This window comes from Pantoea sp. 18059, assembly GCF_902706165.1.
Classification (GTDB): domain Bacteria; phylum Pseudomonadota; class Gammaproteobacteria; order Enterobacterales; family Enterobacteriaceae; genus Pantoea; species Pantoea agglomerans.
Genome location: NZ_CACSJS010000001.1, coordinates 1258722 through 1277368, shown reverse-complemented (window position 1 = coordinate 1277368; position 18647 = coordinate 1258722). Strand labels below are relative to the sequence as shown.

13 protein-coding genes, 1 tRNA gene and 1 pseudogene are annotated in these 18647 nt (G+C 54.7%); 10 read left to right on the top strand and 5 right to left on the bottom strand.

The annotated features are described in order from the left end of the window. Positions 1-80 precede the first annotated feature (80 nt). Positions 81-2003 carry a methyl-accepting chemotaxis protein gene (locus GVJ63_RS06040; RefSeq protein WP_159226563.1) on the bottom strand — a complete coding sequence of 641 codons (1923 nt, stop codon included), beginning with the start codon at positions 2001-2003 and terminating at the stop codon, positions 81-83. 713 nt (positions 2004-2716) lie between these two features. Here GVJ63_RS06040 and GVJ63_RS06035 point away from each other — a divergent pair. Genes GVJ63_RS06035 through GVJ63_RS06020 form a run of 4 tightly spaced genes read left to right on the top strand, consistent with a single transcriptional unit; the run spans position 2717 to position 7588 of the window. Then, positions 2717-3595, top strand: coding sequence for an ABC transporter substrate-binding protein (locus GVJ63_RS06035; protein ID WP_010247954.1), 879 nt, complete (start codon positions 2717-2719; stop codon positions 3593-3595). Then, entirely contained in the window at positions 3592-4515 is a 924-nt protein-coding gene (locus tag GVJ63_RS06030; RefSeq protein ID WP_159226562.1) for an amino acid ABC transporter permease, read from the top strand. Before GVJ63_RS06035 ends, GVJ63_RS06030 begins: the two co-directional genes overlap by 4 nt. Then, entirely contained in the window at positions 4508-5269 is a 762-nt protein-coding gene (locus GVJ63_RS06025; RefSeq protein ID WP_022624977.1) for an amino acid ABC transporter ATP-binding protein, read from the top strand. Before GVJ63_RS06030 ends, GVJ63_RS06025 begins: the two co-directional genes overlap by 8 nt. A gap of 33 nt (positions 5270-5302) precedes the next feature. Then, positions 5303-7588, top strand: coding sequence for a molybdopterin-dependent oxidoreductase (locus tag GVJ63_RS06020; protein WP_159226561.1), 2286 nt, complete (start codon positions 5303-5305; stop codon positions 7586-7588). A gap of 5 nt (positions 7589-7593) precedes the next feature. Here the strand turns inward: GVJ63_RS06020 and GVJ63_RS06015 are convergent, their stop codons facing one another. Both GVJ63_RS06015 and GVJ63_RS06010 read right to left on the bottom strand, forming a co-directional pair. Continuing rightward, positions 7594-8904: an MmgE/PrpD family protein gene (locus GVJ63_RS06015; protein ID WP_159226560.1), complete on the bottom strand. Its 1311-nt coding sequence runs from the start codon at positions 8902-8904 to the stop codon at positions 7594-7596. Between the two features lie 79 nt (positions 8905-8983). Further along, a complete protein-coding gene (locus GVJ63_RS06010; RefSeq protein WP_159226559.1) occupies positions 8984-9529 on the bottom strand; it encodes a GNAT family N-acetyltransferase in 546 nt (181 codons plus the stop codon). Positions 9530-9781: 252 nt separating this feature from the next. Between GVJ63_RS06010 and GVJ63_RS06005 the strand changes: the two are divergent. Together GVJ63_RS06005 and GVJ63_RS06000 are read left to right on the top strand one after the other, a co-directional pair. Next, positions 9782-10852: pseudogene (locus GVJ63_RS06005) on the top strand (iron-containing alcohol dehydrogenase family protein). Between the two features lie 45 nt (positions 10853-10897). Beyond that, positions 10898-12199: an LLM class flavin-dependent oxidoreductase gene (locus GVJ63_RS06000; RefSeq protein ID WP_159226558.1), complete on the top strand. Its 1302-nt coding sequence runs from the start codon at positions 10898-10900 to the stop codon at positions 12197-12199. A gap of 242 nt (positions 12200-12441) precedes the next feature. Here GVJ63_RS06000 and fhuE read toward each other — a convergent pair whose 3' ends face one another. Next, complete coding sequence (gene fhuE, locus GVJ63_RS05995; RefSeq protein WP_159226557.1) at positions 12442-14604, bottom strand: ferric-rhodotorulic acid/ferric-coprogen receptor FhuE; 2163 nt, start codon at positions 14602-14604, stop codon at positions 12442-12444. A 395-nt stretch (positions 14605-14999) separates the two neighbouring features. Here fhuE and GVJ63_RS05990 point away from each other — a divergent pair, with 395 nt between their 5' ends. The 3 genes from GVJ63_RS05990 (at position 15000) to GVJ63_RS05980 (ending at position 17047) form a co-directional block, all read left to right on the top strand. Beyond that, complete coding sequence (locus tag GVJ63_RS05990) at positions 15000-16088, top strand: YncE family protein (protein ID WP_029519619.1); 1089 nt, start codon at positions 15000-15002, stop codon at positions 16086-16088. Positions 16089-16386: 298 nt separating this feature from the next. Further along, positions 16387-16740, top strand: coding sequence for a type II toxin-antitoxin system RelE/ParE family toxin (locus GVJ63_RS05985; RefSeq protein WP_010670918.1), 354 nt, complete (start codon positions 16387-16389; stop codon positions 16738-16740). 4 nt (positions 16741-16744) lie between these two features. Further along, positions 16745-17047, top strand: a complete 303-nt coding sequence (locus tag GVJ63_RS05980) for a helix-turn-helix domain-containing protein (RefSeq protein WP_010247918.1) — start codon at positions 16745-16747, stop codon at positions 17045-17047. Between the two features lie 90 nt (positions 17048-17137). On the opposite strand, the gene GVJ63_RS05975 is transcribed toward GVJ63_RS05980, so the two are convergent. After that, positions 17138-17213 (bottom strand) — tRNA-Asn (locus GVJ63_RS05975). 505 nt (positions 17214-17718) lie between these two features. Here GVJ63_RS05975 and GVJ63_RS05970 point away from each other — a divergent pair. Next, positions 17719-18642: a sugar ABC transporter substrate-binding protein gene (locus GVJ63_RS05970; RefSeq protein WP_010247907.1), complete on the top strand. Its 924-nt coding sequence runs from the start codon at positions 17719-17721 to the stop codon at positions 18640-18642. Positions 18643-18647: the final 5 nt, after the last annotated feature.

Genomic DNA, 18647 nt, shown 5'->3' with positions numbered 1-18647 from the left:
GAGGGCTGTTATTTCAGCCAGCCTCAATAATTAAGGCTGGCTCTATTTACGGTCAGACAGAATTAACGCTTCGCTAACCGTTAAAAGCTTTCCCAGCTTGAGTCTGCTGATGCATTAACGGGCACTGCGGGCACTAAACGCGGCGACAGGGCAGGTGCGCCCCGGCTGACGCTGCTTTGTCCGGGAGAGAGACGGAATACGGCCACTGTTTTTTCCAGTTCATCAGCCTGAGATTCCAGTGAGCTGGCTGCGGCGGAGGACTCTTCAACCAGCGCGGCGTTCTGTTGCGTCGTGGTATCCATCTCGGCCATTGCCGTGGCGATCTGAGAAATGCCGCGGTTTTGCTCGTCAGAGGCGGCAGCAATTTCACCCATAATATCTTTAACCTGACTGACAGAGCGGACGATGTCATCCATGGTGGTACCGGCGCGTTCCACAAACTCAGAACCATCATGAACCCGATCAAGTGACTCGCGTATCAGCGTTTCAATCTCTTTGGCGGCCAGTGAACTGCGCTGGGCCAGATTTCTGACTTCACCGGCAACCACCGCAAATCCGCGACCCTGCTCTCCGGCTCGTGCCGCTTCGACGGCGGCGTTAAGGGCCAGAATATTGGTCTGGAAAGAGATGCTGTTGATGACGTGAATGATCTCGCCGATTTTGCCCGAACTCTGGCTGATGTTGTTCATGGTTTCGATAACGTCACGGATAATCTCGCCACCACGTCCGGCATTCACTGACGCGTCTGTCGCCAGCTGACTCGCATGGTGAGCGTTCTCCGCATTCTGTTTCACCGTTGAAGAGAGCTCTTCCATGCTGGCCGCGGTCTGAACCACTGCGGCAGACTGCTGTTCTGTGCGGGATGAAAGATCGGTATTACCTGCCGCGATTTCCGCCGAGGCACGCGCCACGCTGCTGACGCCATCACGCACGTTGGTGATGATATTCTGCAGGCTGATGTTCATTGCATCTACCGCCTGCATCAGCTGACCTAACTCATCACCACGTGTGGTTTTCAGTGAGGTTGTTAAATCACCGCTGGCAATACGTTGCGCTGCGTTCAGCGTCTCTTTCAATGGCAGCGTAATGTTGCGGGTGATCCGCCAGGCAATCAGCAGACTCAGCACCACACAAATCAGCGCGGCAAAAGCAATGCGCCACTCCGCCTGTTTGATAAATTCAGAGGATAGCTGGGACTGATAGGCAAAGGTATCGGAGACCACCGCATTGAGCCGCTCTGCGGTGGTGGTCAGGCCCGCCGATTCGCTCTTTTCTTTCTCTGTCGCATCGACATAGCGCGTTAAAGCCTGGCGTTGCTGCGTCAGAGTGCTGAGCACATTTCGCGTTACGTCATTAATATTCGGCTGGGCGAAAATATCCAGTTGCTCGCTCAGGGTGTTGATAGCGGTGTATTCTTCAAGAATCGCCTCTCTGCTGGCCTCAGACGGCTTATCGAGAAACGCTTTTTCAACATTGGCCGCATCAAACAGCGCTGCGGCCAGGTGCATGACCGGCAGCGCCGCATCGGGTGTCAGAGCCATATCGAGTGATTCAAACTGATGCGCAAGCGCAATCAGGGCACCCGGTTTAATGGCATCAAAGGCGCTGCTTGTCGCCTGCGCAGACGTCACGAATGTCTGGCGCTGATTCTGATAATCGTTAAGTAACTGCCCCATCAGCGCGACTTTCTGCTGGCCCATCTCATCCCATTTGAATCCATCCAGCCGTTTATAAAGGGCATCTAACTCCTTCAGGGCCTGAACGTTCTGCGTGGCAAATTTGGGATCTTTGGTGTACTGGTAGAGGGTGCGGTTAAGGCGTGCCTTGCTTAACGTGTTTACCATCTCCACGGTAATCGTGCGCCGGGCGGAGTTGTCTTTAATACTGCGAAAACAATCGAAAGCGATAAAAGTAATGGCGAGGGAGGCAGCAATGACGACGATAAAACCGACGCCCAGTTTTTTCCCAATTTTAATATCGGAGATGCGTTGAGCAAGGCCCATAAGGTTCACCTTTAGTGAGATATCAGAAGCAGAGAAGAGGCTGTTAAATAATTCAAAGATAATCTTCTTATCGTCAGCGCCAGACTAATCTTTAATATTATTTATGCTTACTCAATGATCTGATTAATGAGGCTTTCATTATTCTCAAGGGAAACTATCTGCCTGCTAATCTTTGATTTACTTCGTGTAATGTATTGATAATTTTGATTAAAATTATGATTCCCGTGCCTGCTGCAGTCTTTACATTACCTGAATAAATAGTTATTGATTTTGATCAAATAAGTCCCGGATAAAAGAATCGGTCAGGCGCAAAGAGATGATTTTTCAATAAATACTTATCAATGAAATTATATTTTTATTAATCATCAGAGCCTGGCTGTGCCAATTAATTAACCGCAGTATGACGTTTTCTCGCCTCGCCAATCCTTACCAAACGGCTCATCTCTTCGGTCACAGGATGCCAGCGCCTGTTCAACAGCCTCGCAACGCGCGCCATTGCCATATTCCAGCAAAATATTCCCGGTTTTAGCATTTGTGATCGCCGCCGGTCTTCACTGAGAATGACAACAGAACGTTACGAGGATGATAAAAGCTCTGGAGCCCGCCGCTTATCTGGCTTTCTTTCAGCGCTGACAACAGGTCACGATCGCTTTTCCCTCTGGGGGAACATTTTAAATATCAGGAGAAAGGTTCCGGTGAAATTGATAAAAAGAATGACCCTTTTCACACTCGTGCTCAACGCATCCGTCAGCTTTGCGGCAGAACCCTCAGTGCCTGCTGACAGCAGCATACATGTTAAAGCCGATCCGGCGCTGAAAACGCTGATTCCTGCGGATATCCTCAAGCGTGGCTACATTGTGGCAGGAACAAACCCGAATACGCCGCCAACTACCTTTTATAAAGAAGATAATAAGACGCTGGCCGGTCGCGAAATCGACATCATGAATGCGGTGGGTGAACGTCTGGGTATCGCGGTAGAGTGGCGCGACACGGGCGGCTTCGACAACATCATTCCCGGTCTGAAAACCGGACGTTACGATGTGGCGCTGTCGAACATAAATGCCACACCGACCCGCCTGAAACAGATCGACTTTGTCGGCTACTACAACGCCAGCCTGCTGGGAATTATTTCCCGAAAAGACGCCAGTATCGCCCCGTTTAAATCACTCAGTGACGTCTGCGGCAAAGAGGTCGGCGCCGGTTCCGGTACCACCCAGGTTACGCGGCTGGAAGAAGCCAGTAAAGCCTGTGAGGCCGCAGGTAAGCAGCCCATCAAGGTAGCGATATTCCCGGATCGTCCGGCTGGCGTGCAGGCGGTGGTCAGCGGGCGCGTACCGCTGTTCCTGGGTCCCTATGAGGGGCTGCTGTGGCAGGTTAAGGTAATCAAACCGCTGACCATGAGCGGCGAAATCACCGTTAACGATGCACCGGTCTCTGTCGCTTTCCCAAAAGCCTCTCCGCTTGAACCTGCCGTGCAGGCCGCGCTGAACTCATTAATCAAAGATGGCAGCTACCGGAAAATCCTCGATAACTGGGGAATCGGATTTGGTGCTGTGACCGAAGCCCGACGCAACGAAGAGATTTTTAAATGAGTGAGATTCAGAACCACACTGACGATCTGAAAATCGTCAGTAAACGCTACTACGGACGCTGGCTGAGTGCGCTGGTGGTGCTGTTGTGCGTGGTGGCGATGGCACATTCGATGATTAACAATCCGCGCTTTGAGTGGGGGATCATCGCAGACAACTTCACTGCGCCCTCCATTCTGCAGGGGGTGTTAATGACGCTGCAGCTCACCGCCATTTCAGTGGTGCTGGGCTTTGCCTTCGGCACGGTGCTGGCGCTGATGCGTCTCTCATCAAACCCGGTTCTGGTTGCGGTGAGCTGGGCCTACACCTGGTTTTTCCGTGGTGTGCCGATGCTGGTGCAGCTGTTTCTCTGGTACAACATCGCGGCGCTCTATCCCAGAATAGCGCTGTCGATTCCCGGTTTAGGTGAGCTCTGGAGTGCACAGTCCAACGCGCTGGTCAGCCCGTTTAGTGCGGCAGTGATCGCGCTGGTCATGCATCAGTCCGCCTATGCCGCAGAAATTGTGCGCGCGGGTATCCAGAGCGTGGGTAATGGGCAGATTGAAGCGGCACGCGCGCTTGGATATCGCCCGGCTCAGATTTTCCGTCATACCGTTTTACCGCAGGCGATGCGCGCCATTATGCCGCCAGCGGGTAACGAGATCATTGGCCAGTTGAAAACCACGGCAGTGGTGTCAGTGATTTCTCTGCAGGATGTGCTGTTTTCGGCGCAGATTATCTATCAGCGCACCTATGAAGTGATCCCGCTGCTGCTGGTCGCCACCCTGTGGTATCTGCTGATGACCTCAGTGCTGTCGGTGGGCCAGTATTACGTGGAGCGTTATTTTGGCCGCGGTGTCACGCGACGTGAAAAGCGCAGCCTCTGGCCGTCGTTGCCGCGCTTTTCGCTGCCGAAAACCCAAAGGAGTGTGAGCAATGGCTGAAGCAATTGCACTGCGCAAGGTCACTAAGCGCTTCTCTGGCGTAACCATCCTCGACGACGTTAACCTGGATATACCTGCCGGGTCGGTCACGGTGATTCTGGGGCCATCCGGCTCCGGTAAATCCACGCTGCTGCGCTGCATTAATCACCTTGAGAAGCTGGATGGTGGCACCATCCGTATCGGCGGCCAGATGGTGGGATACCGACAAAAAGGCCAGGCGCTGCACGAACTCAACAGCAGTGCCATTGCACGCCAGCGGGCGGAAATCGGCATGGTGTTTCAGCAATTCAACCTGTTCCCGCACCGTACCGTGTTGCAGAACATCACGGATGCGCCGATGCGGGTGAAAAAGCAGAGCCGCCATCAGGCGACCAGTAAAGCACTGGCGCTGCTGAAACAGGTGGGGCTGTCTGGTCGCGAAGATGAGTGGCCGCAAAACCTTTCCGGTGGTCAGCAGCAGCGCGTTGCGATTGCCCGCGCACTGGCGATGGATCCTGGCGTTATGTTGTTTGATGAACCGACCTCGGCGCTTGACCCGGAACTGGTGGGTGAAGTGCTGCAGGTCATTAAACAGCTGGCGCATTCCGGTATCACCATGGTGGTTGTCACCCATGAAATCGGATTTGCCCGCGAGGTCGCCGATAACATCGTCTTTATGGAGAGCGGCAAAATTGTGGCGGCTGGCCCGACGCAGCAGGTACTCGACGATCCGGACAACGGACGCGTCAGAAACTTTATCGCAACGGTGCTCTGAGCACCGTTTCTTTTGTGATAACCAGGAAGCAGGATGACGCAAAAACCGGTAATGCACAGCGCCCACTGGGGCGCTTTTCACGCTGAGCGCAGCGGCGATCAACTGCTTATTGAGCCGTTCGGGGGCGATCCCGACCCCAGTCCGCTGTTGCAAAACTTCCGTCATTCACTTAATCACCCGGCACGCGTCGCACGGCCGATGATACGGCGTGGCTGGCTGGAAAACGGGCCTGGCCCGGATCGGCGTCGTGGGGCAGATGAATATGTCGCGGTTAGCTGGGAGGAAGCCAGTCATCGGGTTGCACAGGAGCTTAAGCGGGTCGGTGAGGCTTACGGCCCGGCGGGGATTTTTGGCGGATCTTACGGATGGTCAAGCGCAGGCCGTTTCCATCACGCCCAAAGTCAGGTGCACCGTTTCCTGAACACCACGCTGGGCGGCTATGTTCGCTCAGTTAACAGCTACAGCTCCGGCGCGGCATCGGTTTTGCTGCCGCATATTGTGGGCGACATGAATGAAGTCGCCCGGCGTGGCGTGAGCTGGGAAGAGATTGCCGGTCACAGCGAGGTGGTGCTGGCGTTTGGCGGGCTGGCGCTGAAAAATGCCCAGGTGGCCAGCGGCGGCCTGAGTGAGCATACCGAGCGCGGATTTATGCAGCGTGCGGCACAGCGCGGCACCCGTTTTATCTCGGTAAGCCCACTGAAAAGCGATTTGCCAGAGGAAGCACAGGGTGAGTGGCTGGCGCTGCGACCCGGAACGGATGCGGCGTTTATACTCGGCCTGCTGGCGGTATTAATCACCGAAGGGTTAACCGATGAGGCATTTCTGGCGCGCTACTGTGTCGGCTGGCCTCAGATGGTGGCCTACATCCGGGGTGAAGAGGATGGCGTGGTGCGTGACGCGCCCTGGGCGGCCGCGATCTGTGGCGTCAGCAGCGACCTGATCAGGCAGTTCGCCCGACAGCTGCACGGCAAGCGCGTACTGGTTACGGTCGCCCATGCCTTACAACGCGCCGAGCATGGCGAACAACCGGTCTGGCTTGGCCTGGTGCTGGCGGCGGCACTCGGACAGCCCGGGCTGCCCGGCGGCGGCTATACCTATGCACTGGGTGCGCTGGGCCATTATGGCAAACATCACAATCTGGTCAGCTTTCCGTCCCTGCCGCAGGGTAAAAATGGTATCGACCGCTTTATTCCGGTAGCACGTATTGCCGATATGCTGCTCAATCCCGGCACCAGGTTTGACTACAATGGCCGTCAGCTTACTTATCCTCATATCCGGCTGGCTTACTGGGCGGGTGGCAATCCGTTTCACCACCATCAGGATCTGGCCCGGCTGCGTCAGGCGTTTTGCCAGCTGGATACGTTCATCGTGCATGAGAGCGTCTGGACCGCCAGTGCGCGTCATGCTGATATCGTCCTGCCCGCCACCATGACCCTGGAGCGAGAGGATATCGGCGGTGCGCCGACCGATCGCCATTTAATCGCCATGCAGCCAGTGGCACAGCCTTACGCCGAAGCCAGGGACGATTACACGATTTTCCGTGAGCTGGCCCGGCAACTTGGCCGGGAAGAAGCGTTTAGTGAAAGGCGCGATGCGCGAGGCTGGTTGCAGCATCTTTACCATCAGCTACAGGAAAAACTGGCGGCGCATCAGGTGCAGACACCGGATTTCAATCAGTTCTGGCAGCAGGGCATCCTGGCGTTGCCGCAGGTGAAGGATGGTGGACGGATGATCAATGCGTTTCGCGCTGACCCTGATGCTGCACCGCTGCCCACAGCAGGCGGCAAAATTGAGATCTTCTCCGCCACTATCGCCAGCTTTGGTTATGACAACTGTCCCGGCCATCCGGTATGGCGTGAACCCCAGCAAAAACCCAGCGCCGACTACCCATTCTGGCTGATTGCCAATCAGCCCGCGACGCGCCTGCACAGTCAGCTCGATTTTGGTGATTTCAGTCAGAGTGGCAAGCGTGGCGGGCGCGAAGTCTGTAGCCTCAACAGCGAGGATGCCGCAGCCCGGGCTATCGCGGATGGCGACATCATTGAGCTTTATAACGATCGGGGCCATGTGCTCGCCAGCGCACGTCTCACCGACACGGTTATGCCTGGCGTGGTACAGCTGCCAACCGGTGCCTGGTACGATCCGGTCGACGCCACTGCCGCCCGTCCGCTTTGTCGTCACGGTAATCCCAATGTGCTGACGCTGGATATCGGGACGTCATCTCTGGCACAGGGATGTAGCGGGCAGATTACGGTGGTGCAGGTACGTAAATTTGCCGGGGAAGTCACGCCGGTGCAGGCCTTTATTCCCCCGTTATGAGTCGGTTACAGGGCGCTCAGCACTGCGCGGCCCAGCGCCTGCAAATCTGCCGTTGAACGCAGCTCACTGGCTGCCAGCAGATCGGGCGACGACGCCTGCAGCACCAGCTGCAGTTTCCTGTTTACACCCACACTCTCTGCCAGTGACTGCTGGCGCGTGCGGCGCTGATGCAGCTTTGTGCTATCACTCAGCGTCAGCGTGACGTCATGGAAGCGCAGGGCGGGATTGATCGCATCGGGCGGCGCGCTGTTATCGGGAGTACGACGGACGCGGGCGGCCAGCGGCATAATCTGATGATTGAGATCGCCTTCGGCGAAATCCTGCAAACGCAGATCGCCGTAGATCAGCATCGCAGCAATCACATATTCCAGGCTGAAACGCGCTTCAATGCCGTGCGTCGGAACGGATATGGAAGCGGCGATGTCACCGCCTGGCGGGAAGGCGACGGTGATATCGACAATCTGGCTCAGCAGCGCATCAAGAGGTTTGCCGGCTGCCAGCCACTGCTGGCGCAGCATTTGTGCCGCTTCCGCTGCGCTGTGGGTGCCTGCGCAGGTTGGGAAAGGTTTGAACTCCAGTCCGGGCGCGCTAATCCGCCAGGGGCGGCCCCAGTTTTCCAGCAATTTCTCCGGCTGCGCCTGACCCGAACTGCTGGCTGCCAGAAAAGCCTCAATCACACCCGCCTGACGGCCATCTATTCCGGCCAGTGTCAGCAGAGCCGCTGACACCGCACGTTCGGCGGCAAAACCAGCGTGCAGTGGTTTCACCGCCGAACCAAACTGCGCGCGTAGCCCGCTGGCCTGGGTGGCAGCGATCCCCAGCAGGGTCGCGGTTGCATCACTTTCCAGCGCCAGCAAACGCGCCAGTGCCGCCGCCGCTGCCAGGGTGCCCAGCGTTGCCGTGTTGTGATAGCCCAGCGCGTAATGTTGCTGGCTGACAGCCAGTCCCAGGCGACCTGCCATTTCCACACCCGTGACGTAAGCATCCAGAAAACGGTTCAGGCGCTTTGGCTGATATTGCTGCCAGGCGAGCAGGGCGGGCAGGATCACTACGCTGGGGTGACCGCGAAAATCGGCATGAAAATCATCGTAGTCCAGCGCATGTCCGGCATAGCCCAGCAGCAGCGCCTGCGAGCGCACGCTGCCGTCGCGGTAGATTGTGCGCAGTGCCGGTAAGCCGCTATCCGGCACCTCGCCCTGTAACACCGGCCAGCTCACCGCCAGGAAGTCCCGCACACCTTCACGCGCGTGCTGGTGCGCTGACTCATCCGGCTGACTATAAAGGATATGTTCAGCCAGCATTGCGCTCAGGTTCATTGCGGTCGCTCCGGAAAACGGTGCAGTTCGTGGCGAAACGCGATCGGCTGTTCGCCCAGTGATGCGGGATTATCGCTGCTCATAGCGGGTTTCCTTCTGCTGCTGTCTGGCGGCTCAGCCAGGCATCATGTGCCGCCGGGTCCAGTACTTTTTTCATATAGAGGGTGATGTAACCTTTACCGAGATCGCGGGTATGCATCGGCTGGAAGCCACGTTTCAGATACATCTCTTTCAGCCAGGGGTGATGGGTGGCGGTGCCCAGCGAGACCGCTGGGGCATGCAACTGATCGATCAGGATTTCCTGCTCTAACCGATCCTGAACCTGGCGACCAAAATGGTGGCCGGGATAGTCGGGATGCGCGCCAAACCAGCCGATATGCGGCAGCCCAAACGGGCCGGGCAGCGGCCCCCAGGGATAGCGAACGGTCACTGATGAAACCATCTGGTCACGCATGTAGAGCGCATACACGCCATGATTCTGCAGATGGCGTAATGCTGTAGCGCGGTCAGCCGTGGCGGCATCAAATTTAATGCCCAGTGCTTTAACGGGTGCATAGGCGGCATGCATCAGCGCCAGATAAACATCTACCTCATCTTCTCTGACCTGACGAAAATCGAGTTGCATAATATTTCCCGGAAAACTGCCAGGCAGGCAGTTAATTCATTCAGCCAGAATGAGAGATTAACAGTAAAAGCCGGGTCGCTATGTGTGAAAAATAACTAACCTAATGCGGATTTGTGAATATGAAATGGCCGGTTTTTGATTGCTTAAATTGTTATTTGTCGTAGTATTCAGAAAAGAAATTAAATTCCATGAGACACTATTAACTCATTGTAATAAAAGTCTTTTTCTATTTTATATAATCAGGATGCTGCTGTGTTAGCCATTACATCTCCGCGAGCCTATGCGCATGAGGCGGGCCTGCGCATCCGCGCCGGTCAGTTTATTAAACCCTATGCCACCCATATTCGTATTTTTACCTCTCCTCAGGCGTGGCAGGCGGTTAATCCGGAATTAAGCCAGAGTCTTGAAGAAAATGGCATCCGCTGGCAGCTCGACTATTTAGAGGGCGAATGTACCGTACAGGCCATCGCCAGCTTAAAACATCATACCGAACAGCAGGGCGCAGAACTGCTGCTGGCGATTGGGGGTTGACGCGTGCTGGATGCGGCTAAAGCCGCTGCCAGCCAGTTGCCGACGGTCACGCTGGTTAACTTTGCGACCCAGGCGGCAACCTGCGCGGCCTGGTCACCGATTGCCATCATCTATAACGAGCAAGGCGGCCATCTGCGCAGCCAGCCGCTGGGGAAAATGCCGGAGCTGGTGCTGGTGGACAGTGAAGTAATCGCCCGGAGCGACGTGCGCTACCTGAAAGCGGGTATTGTGGATGCGCTGGCCAAATATTATGAATTCCGGCCTTACCAGCAGCACAACCCTGATGATCTGGCTTTGGATCTTAAGGTGATGACCGCGCGGCAGGCGCTGGACACTTTCCGGCAGCAGGGAGACGCCGCGATCCTGGCCTGCCAGCAGCAGCGGGTCACGCCTGAACTGGTCAGAGTTATTGATGCCACTATCGTGCTCGCCGGGCTGGCGAATAGTGTGCGCGACCTGCTGCCGACGCCGGGCTTTGCGCACGCCATTCACAATCGACTGACGCACCTGCCGGAGCTGCATCACTGGCTGCACGGTGAGAAAGTCGGCTTCAGCCTGCTGGTGCAGTCGCTGATGGAACATGACGGCGTCGCGGATGCGGAACTCCTTGCGCTGCTGCGACACTACGATATGCCGCTGAAGCTGCCGGTGTTACGCGGCGATCGCCATAGCGCGCTACGCAACATCGCGCAGCAGATTAAATTCCCCCAGGCCTGCGCAGAACGGCTGCCGTTTAGCGTCTCCGCCCGCGCGCTGGAGCAGGCGCTGCTGGCGACGGACTCCCTTTTTTAAGCGCGCTGCGGCGCGCCTTTTTACTTTACAGACCAGGAATCGTTCATGAATCATTTCACTCCATCACGTCGCCTGCGGCTCGGCCTGTTTGTTCAACCGGTGGGTCAGCACGTGAGCGGCTGGCGTCTGACGGAACAGCTGGGCGATCCCACTGACATCGACTGGCTGATCACGCTGGCTAAAAAAGCCGAAGCGGGTAAGTTCGACCTGTTCTTTGTGGGTGATGCACTGGCAACCAGCATGTATCGTCTGCCGTCGACCATGGCACGCCTTGAACCGCTGACGATGCTGGCGGCGCTGGCGGTCAACACCAGACGTATTGGCCTGGCCGCAACCGCCTCTACCACCTTCAGCGATCCCTTTACACTGGCGCGCAGTTTCTCGTCACTGGATCACATCAGCCGTGGCCGGGCCGCGTGGAACGTCGTGACCTCGTTTTCCACTGACGTTGCACGTAACTTCAGCCGCAGCGATATGCCCGACCACGCTTCCCGCTATGCCCGTGCGCGGGAGTTCCTTGAGGTGGCAGACAAATTGTGGCGGGGCTGGGAAGCGGGGGCAGTGCAGCCTGATAAAGCGACCGGGGACTATTTTGTTGATGAGAAGATCAAACCGATCAACCATCAGGGCGAGCATTTTCAGGTACAAGGCCCCCTGAACATCACGCGTTCGCCACAGGGACGTCCGGTGATTATCGAAGCAGGTTCTTCTGCTGATGGTCAGAAGCTGGCGGCTGAGACAGCGGAAGTGATCTTTACCGCCTCCGCCAGTCTGGAGGAAGCGCAAGCGTTCTATCGCACTCAAAAGGAGCAGGTCATTGCCGCCGGGCGTAACCCGGATCATGTTGTGATCATGCCCGGTGTCATGCCGATTATTGGCCGCACGCGTGAGGAGGCGAAGGCGTTGTGGAAAAAGCTGAATACGCTGGTGGATATTGAGAACGGGCTTCGTCAGCTCTCACTGCGGTTCAGTATGGATCTCAGCCAATATCCACTGGATGGCCCGGTACCGGAGGTTCCGCTGGGCGAAGGTAATCAGAGCCGCGTTAAGCTGATGACCGATATGGCAAAGCGCGAGAATCTGACGCTGCGTGAGCTGGCCGCCGTCGCCGCCGGTTCACGCGGACACCGCGTGATTGTCGGTACCGCTGAAGATATCGCCGACGACTTCCAGCAGTGGCTGGAGCAGGGCGGCGCGGACGGCTTTAACATCATGCCAGCCATTATGCCGGAACAGCTGGATCTGTTTGTGGAGCTGGTGATCCCGGAACTGCGTCGTCGCGGACTGTTTCGCGATGAGTATGAGTTTGCCACGCTGCGGGAGAATCTGGGGCTGCCTGGGCTGTAGTCGGGCCAATGTGCATATTTGAATTCCGGAACGATGATTTAAAAAAACGTTTGCAGCAGTACCGCTATTTAGCGGTGATCAGGCAGTAATCTGTCGCGTTATTTTTATTAAAAATAATGGCTTCTATCGGACATTAAAGAGGGAATGACGACCCGGTTGAGAAAACCTCCGGCCTGGAGGAGATAATTGCAATACAAAAAAGCCCGCAATCGCGGGCTGTCTGGCCTCTCAGTTCACCATTATCAGAACTGATAAGACACGCTGACATTCACGTTACGTGGCTCACCGTAAACGTAGCTGTTCATATAGCTGTAATATTCACGGTCAAAGAGATTATCGACGTTGGCCTGTACGGCAACCTGCTTATTCACCTGATAGCGGGCAAACAACGAGGCCAGCGGGTAGCTGCCCTGATATACCCGTACGGTGTCGCCGCTGGCATTGGTCACGTTTTTAAACACCCGGTTCTGCCAGTTAACTCCGCCACCAACGGTGAGCTCGGGGATCGCGGCTAACTGATAACGGGTGAAAAGCTTGAATGAGGTTTGCGGCTGATAGCTGTTGAACCGGCCACTTTTATCGCGTGCCACATAGCGGGTTGCGCCAAAGGTAAGCTGCAGATTATCGGTCAGCGCGCCATTCAACTCGAACTCGGCACCTTTACTCACTGCACCTTTGGCGGCGTCATAGGCCTGCTCATTGCCGCTCAGATAAACGCCATCAATCGCCTGTCCAACGTTATCCTGCTCGATGCGGAAAATTGCTACGCTGGCGGTCAGCAGGCCATCGTTCCAGGCGGATTTCAGACCGGTCTCGTAACTTTTACCTGTCACCGGTGAGAGGTAACTGCCGTGAGTATCGCGATAAGTCTGCGGCAGGAAAATGGCGGTGTAGCTGCCATAGGCGGACCAGGTGTCATTAATGTCATACACCAGCCCTGCATAAGGCGTGGTGTTATTTTTAGTCATCTCTCCGCTACTGCCATGGGTGCTCCACTGGGTATAGCGAGCGCCAATAATCAGCGACAGCGGATCGGCCAGCGACAGACGTGCAGCGCTATAGACCGATTTCTGACGAACAGTGTCATCATCGTTGAGATACCAGCCCTGCCACTCCGGCTCCGCTACGTTACCGGTCCAGCTATTATTGAAAATCCCCATATCGGCGGCAGTGATTTCACCCGCCTCCGCATCGCTGAATCCATCCTGACTGTAAGCGGCATTATGCTGGCGGCTGTAGCTTGCTCCGGCCATCAACAGGTGCTGACGACCCAGCAGTTCAAACGGGCCGCTGGCAAAGCCATCGATTGAATCCATTTTACGCTTGCCGCGATCCATACTGCCGTAACCGGTAGTGCCTTCACCGCTCTCCTGATCGGGATTGCCCATCACATAGAGCAGCTTATCGCTGAAGGTATTCTCAGCATGCGTGCCGTTGATATGAATATTCCAGCCGTTATCGAAGTTATGGTCGATATCCGCAAAGACTTTGCGCGAGTTAGTGTTGTAACGCGCCCAGTTAGCTGATGAATTCAGGCTGCGGTCGTAATGTGTCGTGGCTTTGTTACTGTAAAACATCGGCAGGCCACCCCAGGTTGGATTGCCGGTGTTGTCATCTTCATAGTCGTAGCCCAGTGACAGCGTCGTCTTGTCGGTAAGGTCCGCATCAATCACGCCGTAGATGAATTTTTTGGTTTTTTGATAGCGATCCAGCCAGCTCTCCTGATCGGTATAACCGGTCACCACGCGGCCGCGCAGGCTGCCATCGCTGTTAAGCGGGGCAGAGAGATCCGCCACGTAGCGCTGCTTGTTCCAGCTACCATAACTGGCACTCAGCGTGCCGGTCGCAGTTTTGCTGTCAGCATGTTTACGTACCATATTGATCGAGGCCGAAGGGCTGCCCGCTCCGGTCATCAGGCCGGTCGCACCGCGCACAATTTCAATACGGTCATAGATTGCCGTGTCGGACGCCGCATCGCCGTAATTCCAGCTATCGTTAACCGAGGTCGGAATGCCATCGAAAGTGAAGTTGCTGACTTTGAAGCCGCGTGAATAGTACTCGGAGCGTTCACTGTCGATAAGATTGGTGGAGATACCGGTGGCGTTGGTCAGCACATCATTAACCGATTGCAGATCCTGATCCTGCATTCGCTGTTGCGTCACCACGCTGAGTGACTGAGGCACATCTCGCGGTGTCAGCATTAATTTGGTGCCCGCGCGGGTGGTCTGCACCGCGTAATTCTGCTTACCGCTGTCACTGGTTTCGTCAGTCGTGGCGCTGACCACCATATCCTGCGATGTCTCCTCCGCCGCCAGGGCGGGGTGGAAGAGGGCGTGTATCGCCAGTGTCAGTAATGAGACGCTAAAGCTGTTTCTGAAACCTGATTCCCTGCCACTACGAGCCATAAAATTTTCCATTAAAAATTGGTATTGAGTTAAACCGTTGTGTCTTTGGTTGTTATTTTTTATCCACTCATCTTCTGGAGAAAGACGCTCAGCCAGTTATGAGAACGCCAATGATAATCATTTGCTTTATATATTCTTCAAAGGATTCAATCGAAAGTGTAACTTTATGTTTATTGTTTATAATTCAATGTGATAGGAAAATTTAAAGCCTTTTAGTTGCTGGTGTTTATCAGATTTGAAAGCAGAAAAAGGGCATTCAGGTGGAATTTCACGGGGCAGTTAAGCGGTTTAATGCGGGTTAAATGACCGGACAGGCATGGATAGCAGCATCGTCATTTGATTACTGGCTGTTAATGCGTATGATTCTCATTCTTTATTCCCTGACGGAGTTCAGCATGAAATCGTTAAGCCCGCGCAAAGCCGCTGTTGCCATGGCAGTTGCCGCTGCCTTTAGCCTGACAGCGTGTCAGGCACCAGCTAAAAAAGCCGATGCGCCTGCCGCTGAAGCCCCAAAACCGGTTAATACCGCAGTGACACAACGCGCTCTGGGTGATGGTCTGTACGAAATGGCTTACTCCCCTGCGTCAAAAGCGTTATTTGTCGCCAGCGCGCAGGCGTTTAAGGATGTGAACGGCGGCATGATCTATCGTCTCGATCCGGCCACGCTGACGACCAAAGGCGAAACGCATACCGACATGAAAAACTTCGGTACCGCTATCGATGAAAACGGTCAGGTGTTCTACACCACCAACTCACTGGATGGCGCGATCTCCAAAGTGGATGCCCAGAGTGGCAAAGTGCTGCAGCGTCTGGTGTTCCCGGGCAAGATCAGTAAAGAGGGCTATCCGGCGGGTGCGCGTGAAGTCCTGTGGCACGGCAACGAGCTCTATGTCGGTCGCGTAGCCGAACCGGGCTATATCTCCGTCGTAGATACCCGAACCTTTAAGCTGAAAACCGAGATTAAAAACGCCGGGAAATGGGTCACCGGTATCATCTATTCCCCGCTGACTGAGCGCATTTATGCGGCTAACGGCTCGGGTGAAATTCTGGTGATCAATCCACGCAGCCATAAAATCGAGAAGCGCTGGACCGCAGGCGATGGCAAAGAGTATCTGTTCCTGAACATGGCGGAAGATCCTGCTACCGGTCGCCTGTTTGTTACTGACGACTCCAAAGGCAAAGCCACGCTGATCTTTGATGAGCGCACCGGCAAAGTGATCAAGCGCATCGAAGGCGATGCGATGGGCATCAAGTTCAACGCTAAACGCAATGAGCTTTACATCAGCCAGCGCGAATCGAAGAAAGTGCTGCAACTGGATGCCACCACCTACGCGGTGAAAAACAGCTGGTCGTTTGACAAGAACCCAAACAGCCTGCTGATTGGCCCGGACAACAACACGCTCTATGTCACCCTGAAGGCGGAATTTAACAAAGATTCCTCCACCAAAGGCACTGACGAGATTGCCCGTATCGCGCTGCCGTAATCACGCGCTAAAAGCGTCACTCTGCATTGGCAGGGAAGCGATGCGAACAAAGTGAAAGCCCGCTCCGGGAAGCCTGAGCGGGCTTTCTTATTGAGAACAACGCCTCACATCATCTCACCCCATAACCAATCCGGTACAGCTCGCAAAACGATGAAGGTTGTGTGGATTCATCACTGACCCGGCTGAACGCTTCTCTCACTTTGCACTAAAAGCACAGGCATCTGAAATCTCCCTGCATCACACTCGATTATCGCTTTACACCTATATAGTATTTAACCTATATTAATAAGGAGATCCCGTGTGGATGATTAAAACGACGGAGAGGTTTGATCGCTGGTTTACCTTGCTTAATGAGAGCGATCGCGCCTGCGTACTGGCAGCATTAATGGTGTTGCGCGAAAAAGGGCCGGGGTTGTCCAGGCCATACGCGGATACGCTAAAAGGCTCTGTTTATATCAACATGAAAGAGCTGCGTATTCAGAGTCGCGGCGATCCGATAAGGGCTTTCTTTGCTTTTGACCCAAACCGAACGGCGATTGTGCTTTGTGCCGGAAATAAGGTGGGCAATGAAAAGCGTTTTTATCAGGAGATGCTTCCGGTTGCCGATCGGGAATTTACACACTGGCTGAATAGTTTTAAAGATGAGGAGTAACCAGATGGGCAGAACGCTTGAACAGCTTATTGCGGATGAAAAACCGGAAGTCGTTGCCGACGCACAAGCGATGGCGACGGATATCCTGCTCAACATTCACCTTGCCGAGCTGCGCGAGAAAGTGCAGAAAACACAGGTCGAAATGGCAAAGGCGCTGGGCATTACACAGCCTACCGTGGCGGGTATGGAGAAGCCGGGCCGCGATCTGAAGCTCTCCACGCTCAAGCGCTATATCGATGCGGCAGGGGGTAAGCTGCGGCTGGTGGTGGAACTGCCGGACGGCTCGCACTACGGGTTTGAGGTGTAAGCCATTCAGACGGGGATATCATGCCGTAGTGACCGAAAACATAAAAGCAAAAAGCCCGCTCAGGTTTCCCTGAGCGGGCTTTTCTAATTCTGGCTCCTCTGACTGGACTCGAACCAGTGACATACGGATTAACAGTCCGCCGTTCTACCGACTGAACTACAGAGGAATCGCTTGAACGGGGCGAATATTAGCGGCGCAGATCCCGCTTGTCAAAGCCCTGTTTACCGAATTGCGTTCAGATGCTCGTAAAAGCAGCGGATTGGCGATTTTTACCCGATTCTGCTGGATTTTCAAACTGCCAACAGGATCTCACTTTGCGGGCATTTCTCCGCAGATGTTAGAGGCATGTCAAAGTTTTGTTGTTTGCCGATGTTAAAACAACCGTTTCAGTGCTTTTATGATAAAAATTTCAAAACGTGATTATATGGAATAAATAAACTGCTTATCATCACGGTCGTCATTATCGTCTGAAAGTGAAACGCTATTTTGAAGTTAACTGTTTGCAGATCAAGTGATTGTGAAAAGGAGTGGTCGATCACAAAAATAGTCAGAACCTGAAGTCTTACCTCAAATTTCCCGAAACAGACGCCAGACAGGCTGGGTGAATGTAAAAGATATTTTTCATTCGCGGTCACAGCCGCTGAGCAAGTTAACAAATAAGAAGGGTCCCTATGAACATTAAAAAAACGATTGTCGCCTCACTGTTAGCCTGCATGTTACCTGCCGCGGTTATGGCAAAAGATATCTCAGTTGGCGTCTCCATGGCGCTGTTTGATGACAACTTCCTCACCATTCTGCGTACCTCAATGCAGAAAGAGATGCAGAAAGATGGCGTTAAAGGGCAGGTTGAGGATGCAAAAGGCGACGTTTCACAGCAGCTGCAGCAGGTTCAGAACTTTATCGGTCAGGGGGTTGATGCGCTGATCGTCAACCCGGTCGATACCAATGCGGTGAAACCGATTATGGACCAGGCGAGCAAAGCGGGTATCCCGCTGATCTTTGTCAACCGCCGTCCACAGGCTGAGCTGACCGGCAAAATGGCCTACGTCGGGTCCGATTCGGAACTGGCGGGACGCTTACAGATGGAAGCGCTTGCTAAAGCGATGAACGGCAAAGGCAACGTTGCCATCCTGATGGGTGACCTGGCGAATGAAGCGACCCGTGACCGTACCAAAGGTGTGGAAGAGGTTGCGGCTAAATTCCCTGGCATCAAAATTGTTCAGAAACAGACCGCCAAATTTACCCGTAACGATGCGGTAGACGTAGTCAGTAACTGGATGACCGCCGGTGATGAGATCAATGCCATCGCTTCTAACAACGATGAAATGGCGATCGGTGCGCTGCAGGCACTGGGTAAAAATCCGGACAAAATCCTGATCGCTGGCGTCGATGGCACACCCGATGCGCTGCAGATGCTGAAGCAGGGCAAGATGGTCGCCACGGTATTCCAGGATGCGCAGGGCCAGGGTGAAGGTGCGGTGCAGACGGCAATCAAACTGGTGAATGGCGAGAAAGTTCAGAAAGTCATCAATATCCCCTACCAGTTGATTACTAAAGAAAACATGGAACAGTTTACCAAGCGTAACCTGAAATAGTCGTT

Coding starts and splice junctions, on each gene's coding strand:
- GVJ63_RS06040 (WP_159226563.1), bottom strand. CDS start 2,003: ATGGGCCTTGCTCAACGCATCTCCGATATTAAAATTGGGAAAAAACTG.
- GVJ63_RS06035 (WP_010247954.1), top strand. CDS start 2,717: ATGACCCTTTTCACACTCGTGCTCAACGCATCCGTCAGCTTTGCGGCA.
- GVJ63_RS06030 (WP_159226562.1), top strand. CDS start 3,592: ATGAGTGAGATTCAGAACCACACTGACGATCTGAAAATCGTCAGTAAA.
- GVJ63_RS06025 (WP_022624977.1), top strand. CDS start 4,508: ATGGCTGAAGCAATTGCACTGCGCAAGGTCACTAAGCGCTTCTCTGGC.
- GVJ63_RS06020 (WP_159226561.1), top strand. CDS start 5,303: ATGACGCAAAAACCGGTAATGCACAGCGCCCACTGGGGCGCTTTTCAC.
- GVJ63_RS06015 (WP_159226560.1), bottom strand. CDS start 8,904: ATGAACCTGAGCGCAATGCTGGCTGAACATATCCTTTATAGTCAGCCG.
- GVJ63_RS06010 (WP_159226559.1), bottom strand. CDS start 9,529: ATGCAACTCGATTTTCGTCAGGTCAGAGAAGATGAGGTAGATGTTTAT.
- GVJ63_RS06000 (WP_159226558.1), top strand. CDS start 10,898: ATGAATCATTTCACTCCATCACGTCGCCTGCGGCTCGGCCTGTTTGTT.
- fhuE (WP_159226557.1), bottom strand. CDS start 14,604: ATGGCTCGTAGTGGCAGGGAATCAGGTTTCAGAAACAGCTTTAGCGTC.
- GVJ63_RS05990 (WP_029519619.1), top strand. CDS start 15,000: ATGAAATCGTTAAGCCCGCGCAAAGCCGCTGTTGCCATGGCAGTTGCC.
- GVJ63_RS05980 (WP_010247918.1), top strand. CDS start 16,745: ATGGGCAGAACGCTTGAACAGCTTATTGCGGATGAAAAACCGGAAGTC.
- GVJ63_RS05970 (WP_010247907.1), top strand. CDS start 17,719: ATGAACATTAAAAAAACGATTGTCGCCTCACTGTTAGCCTGCATGTTA.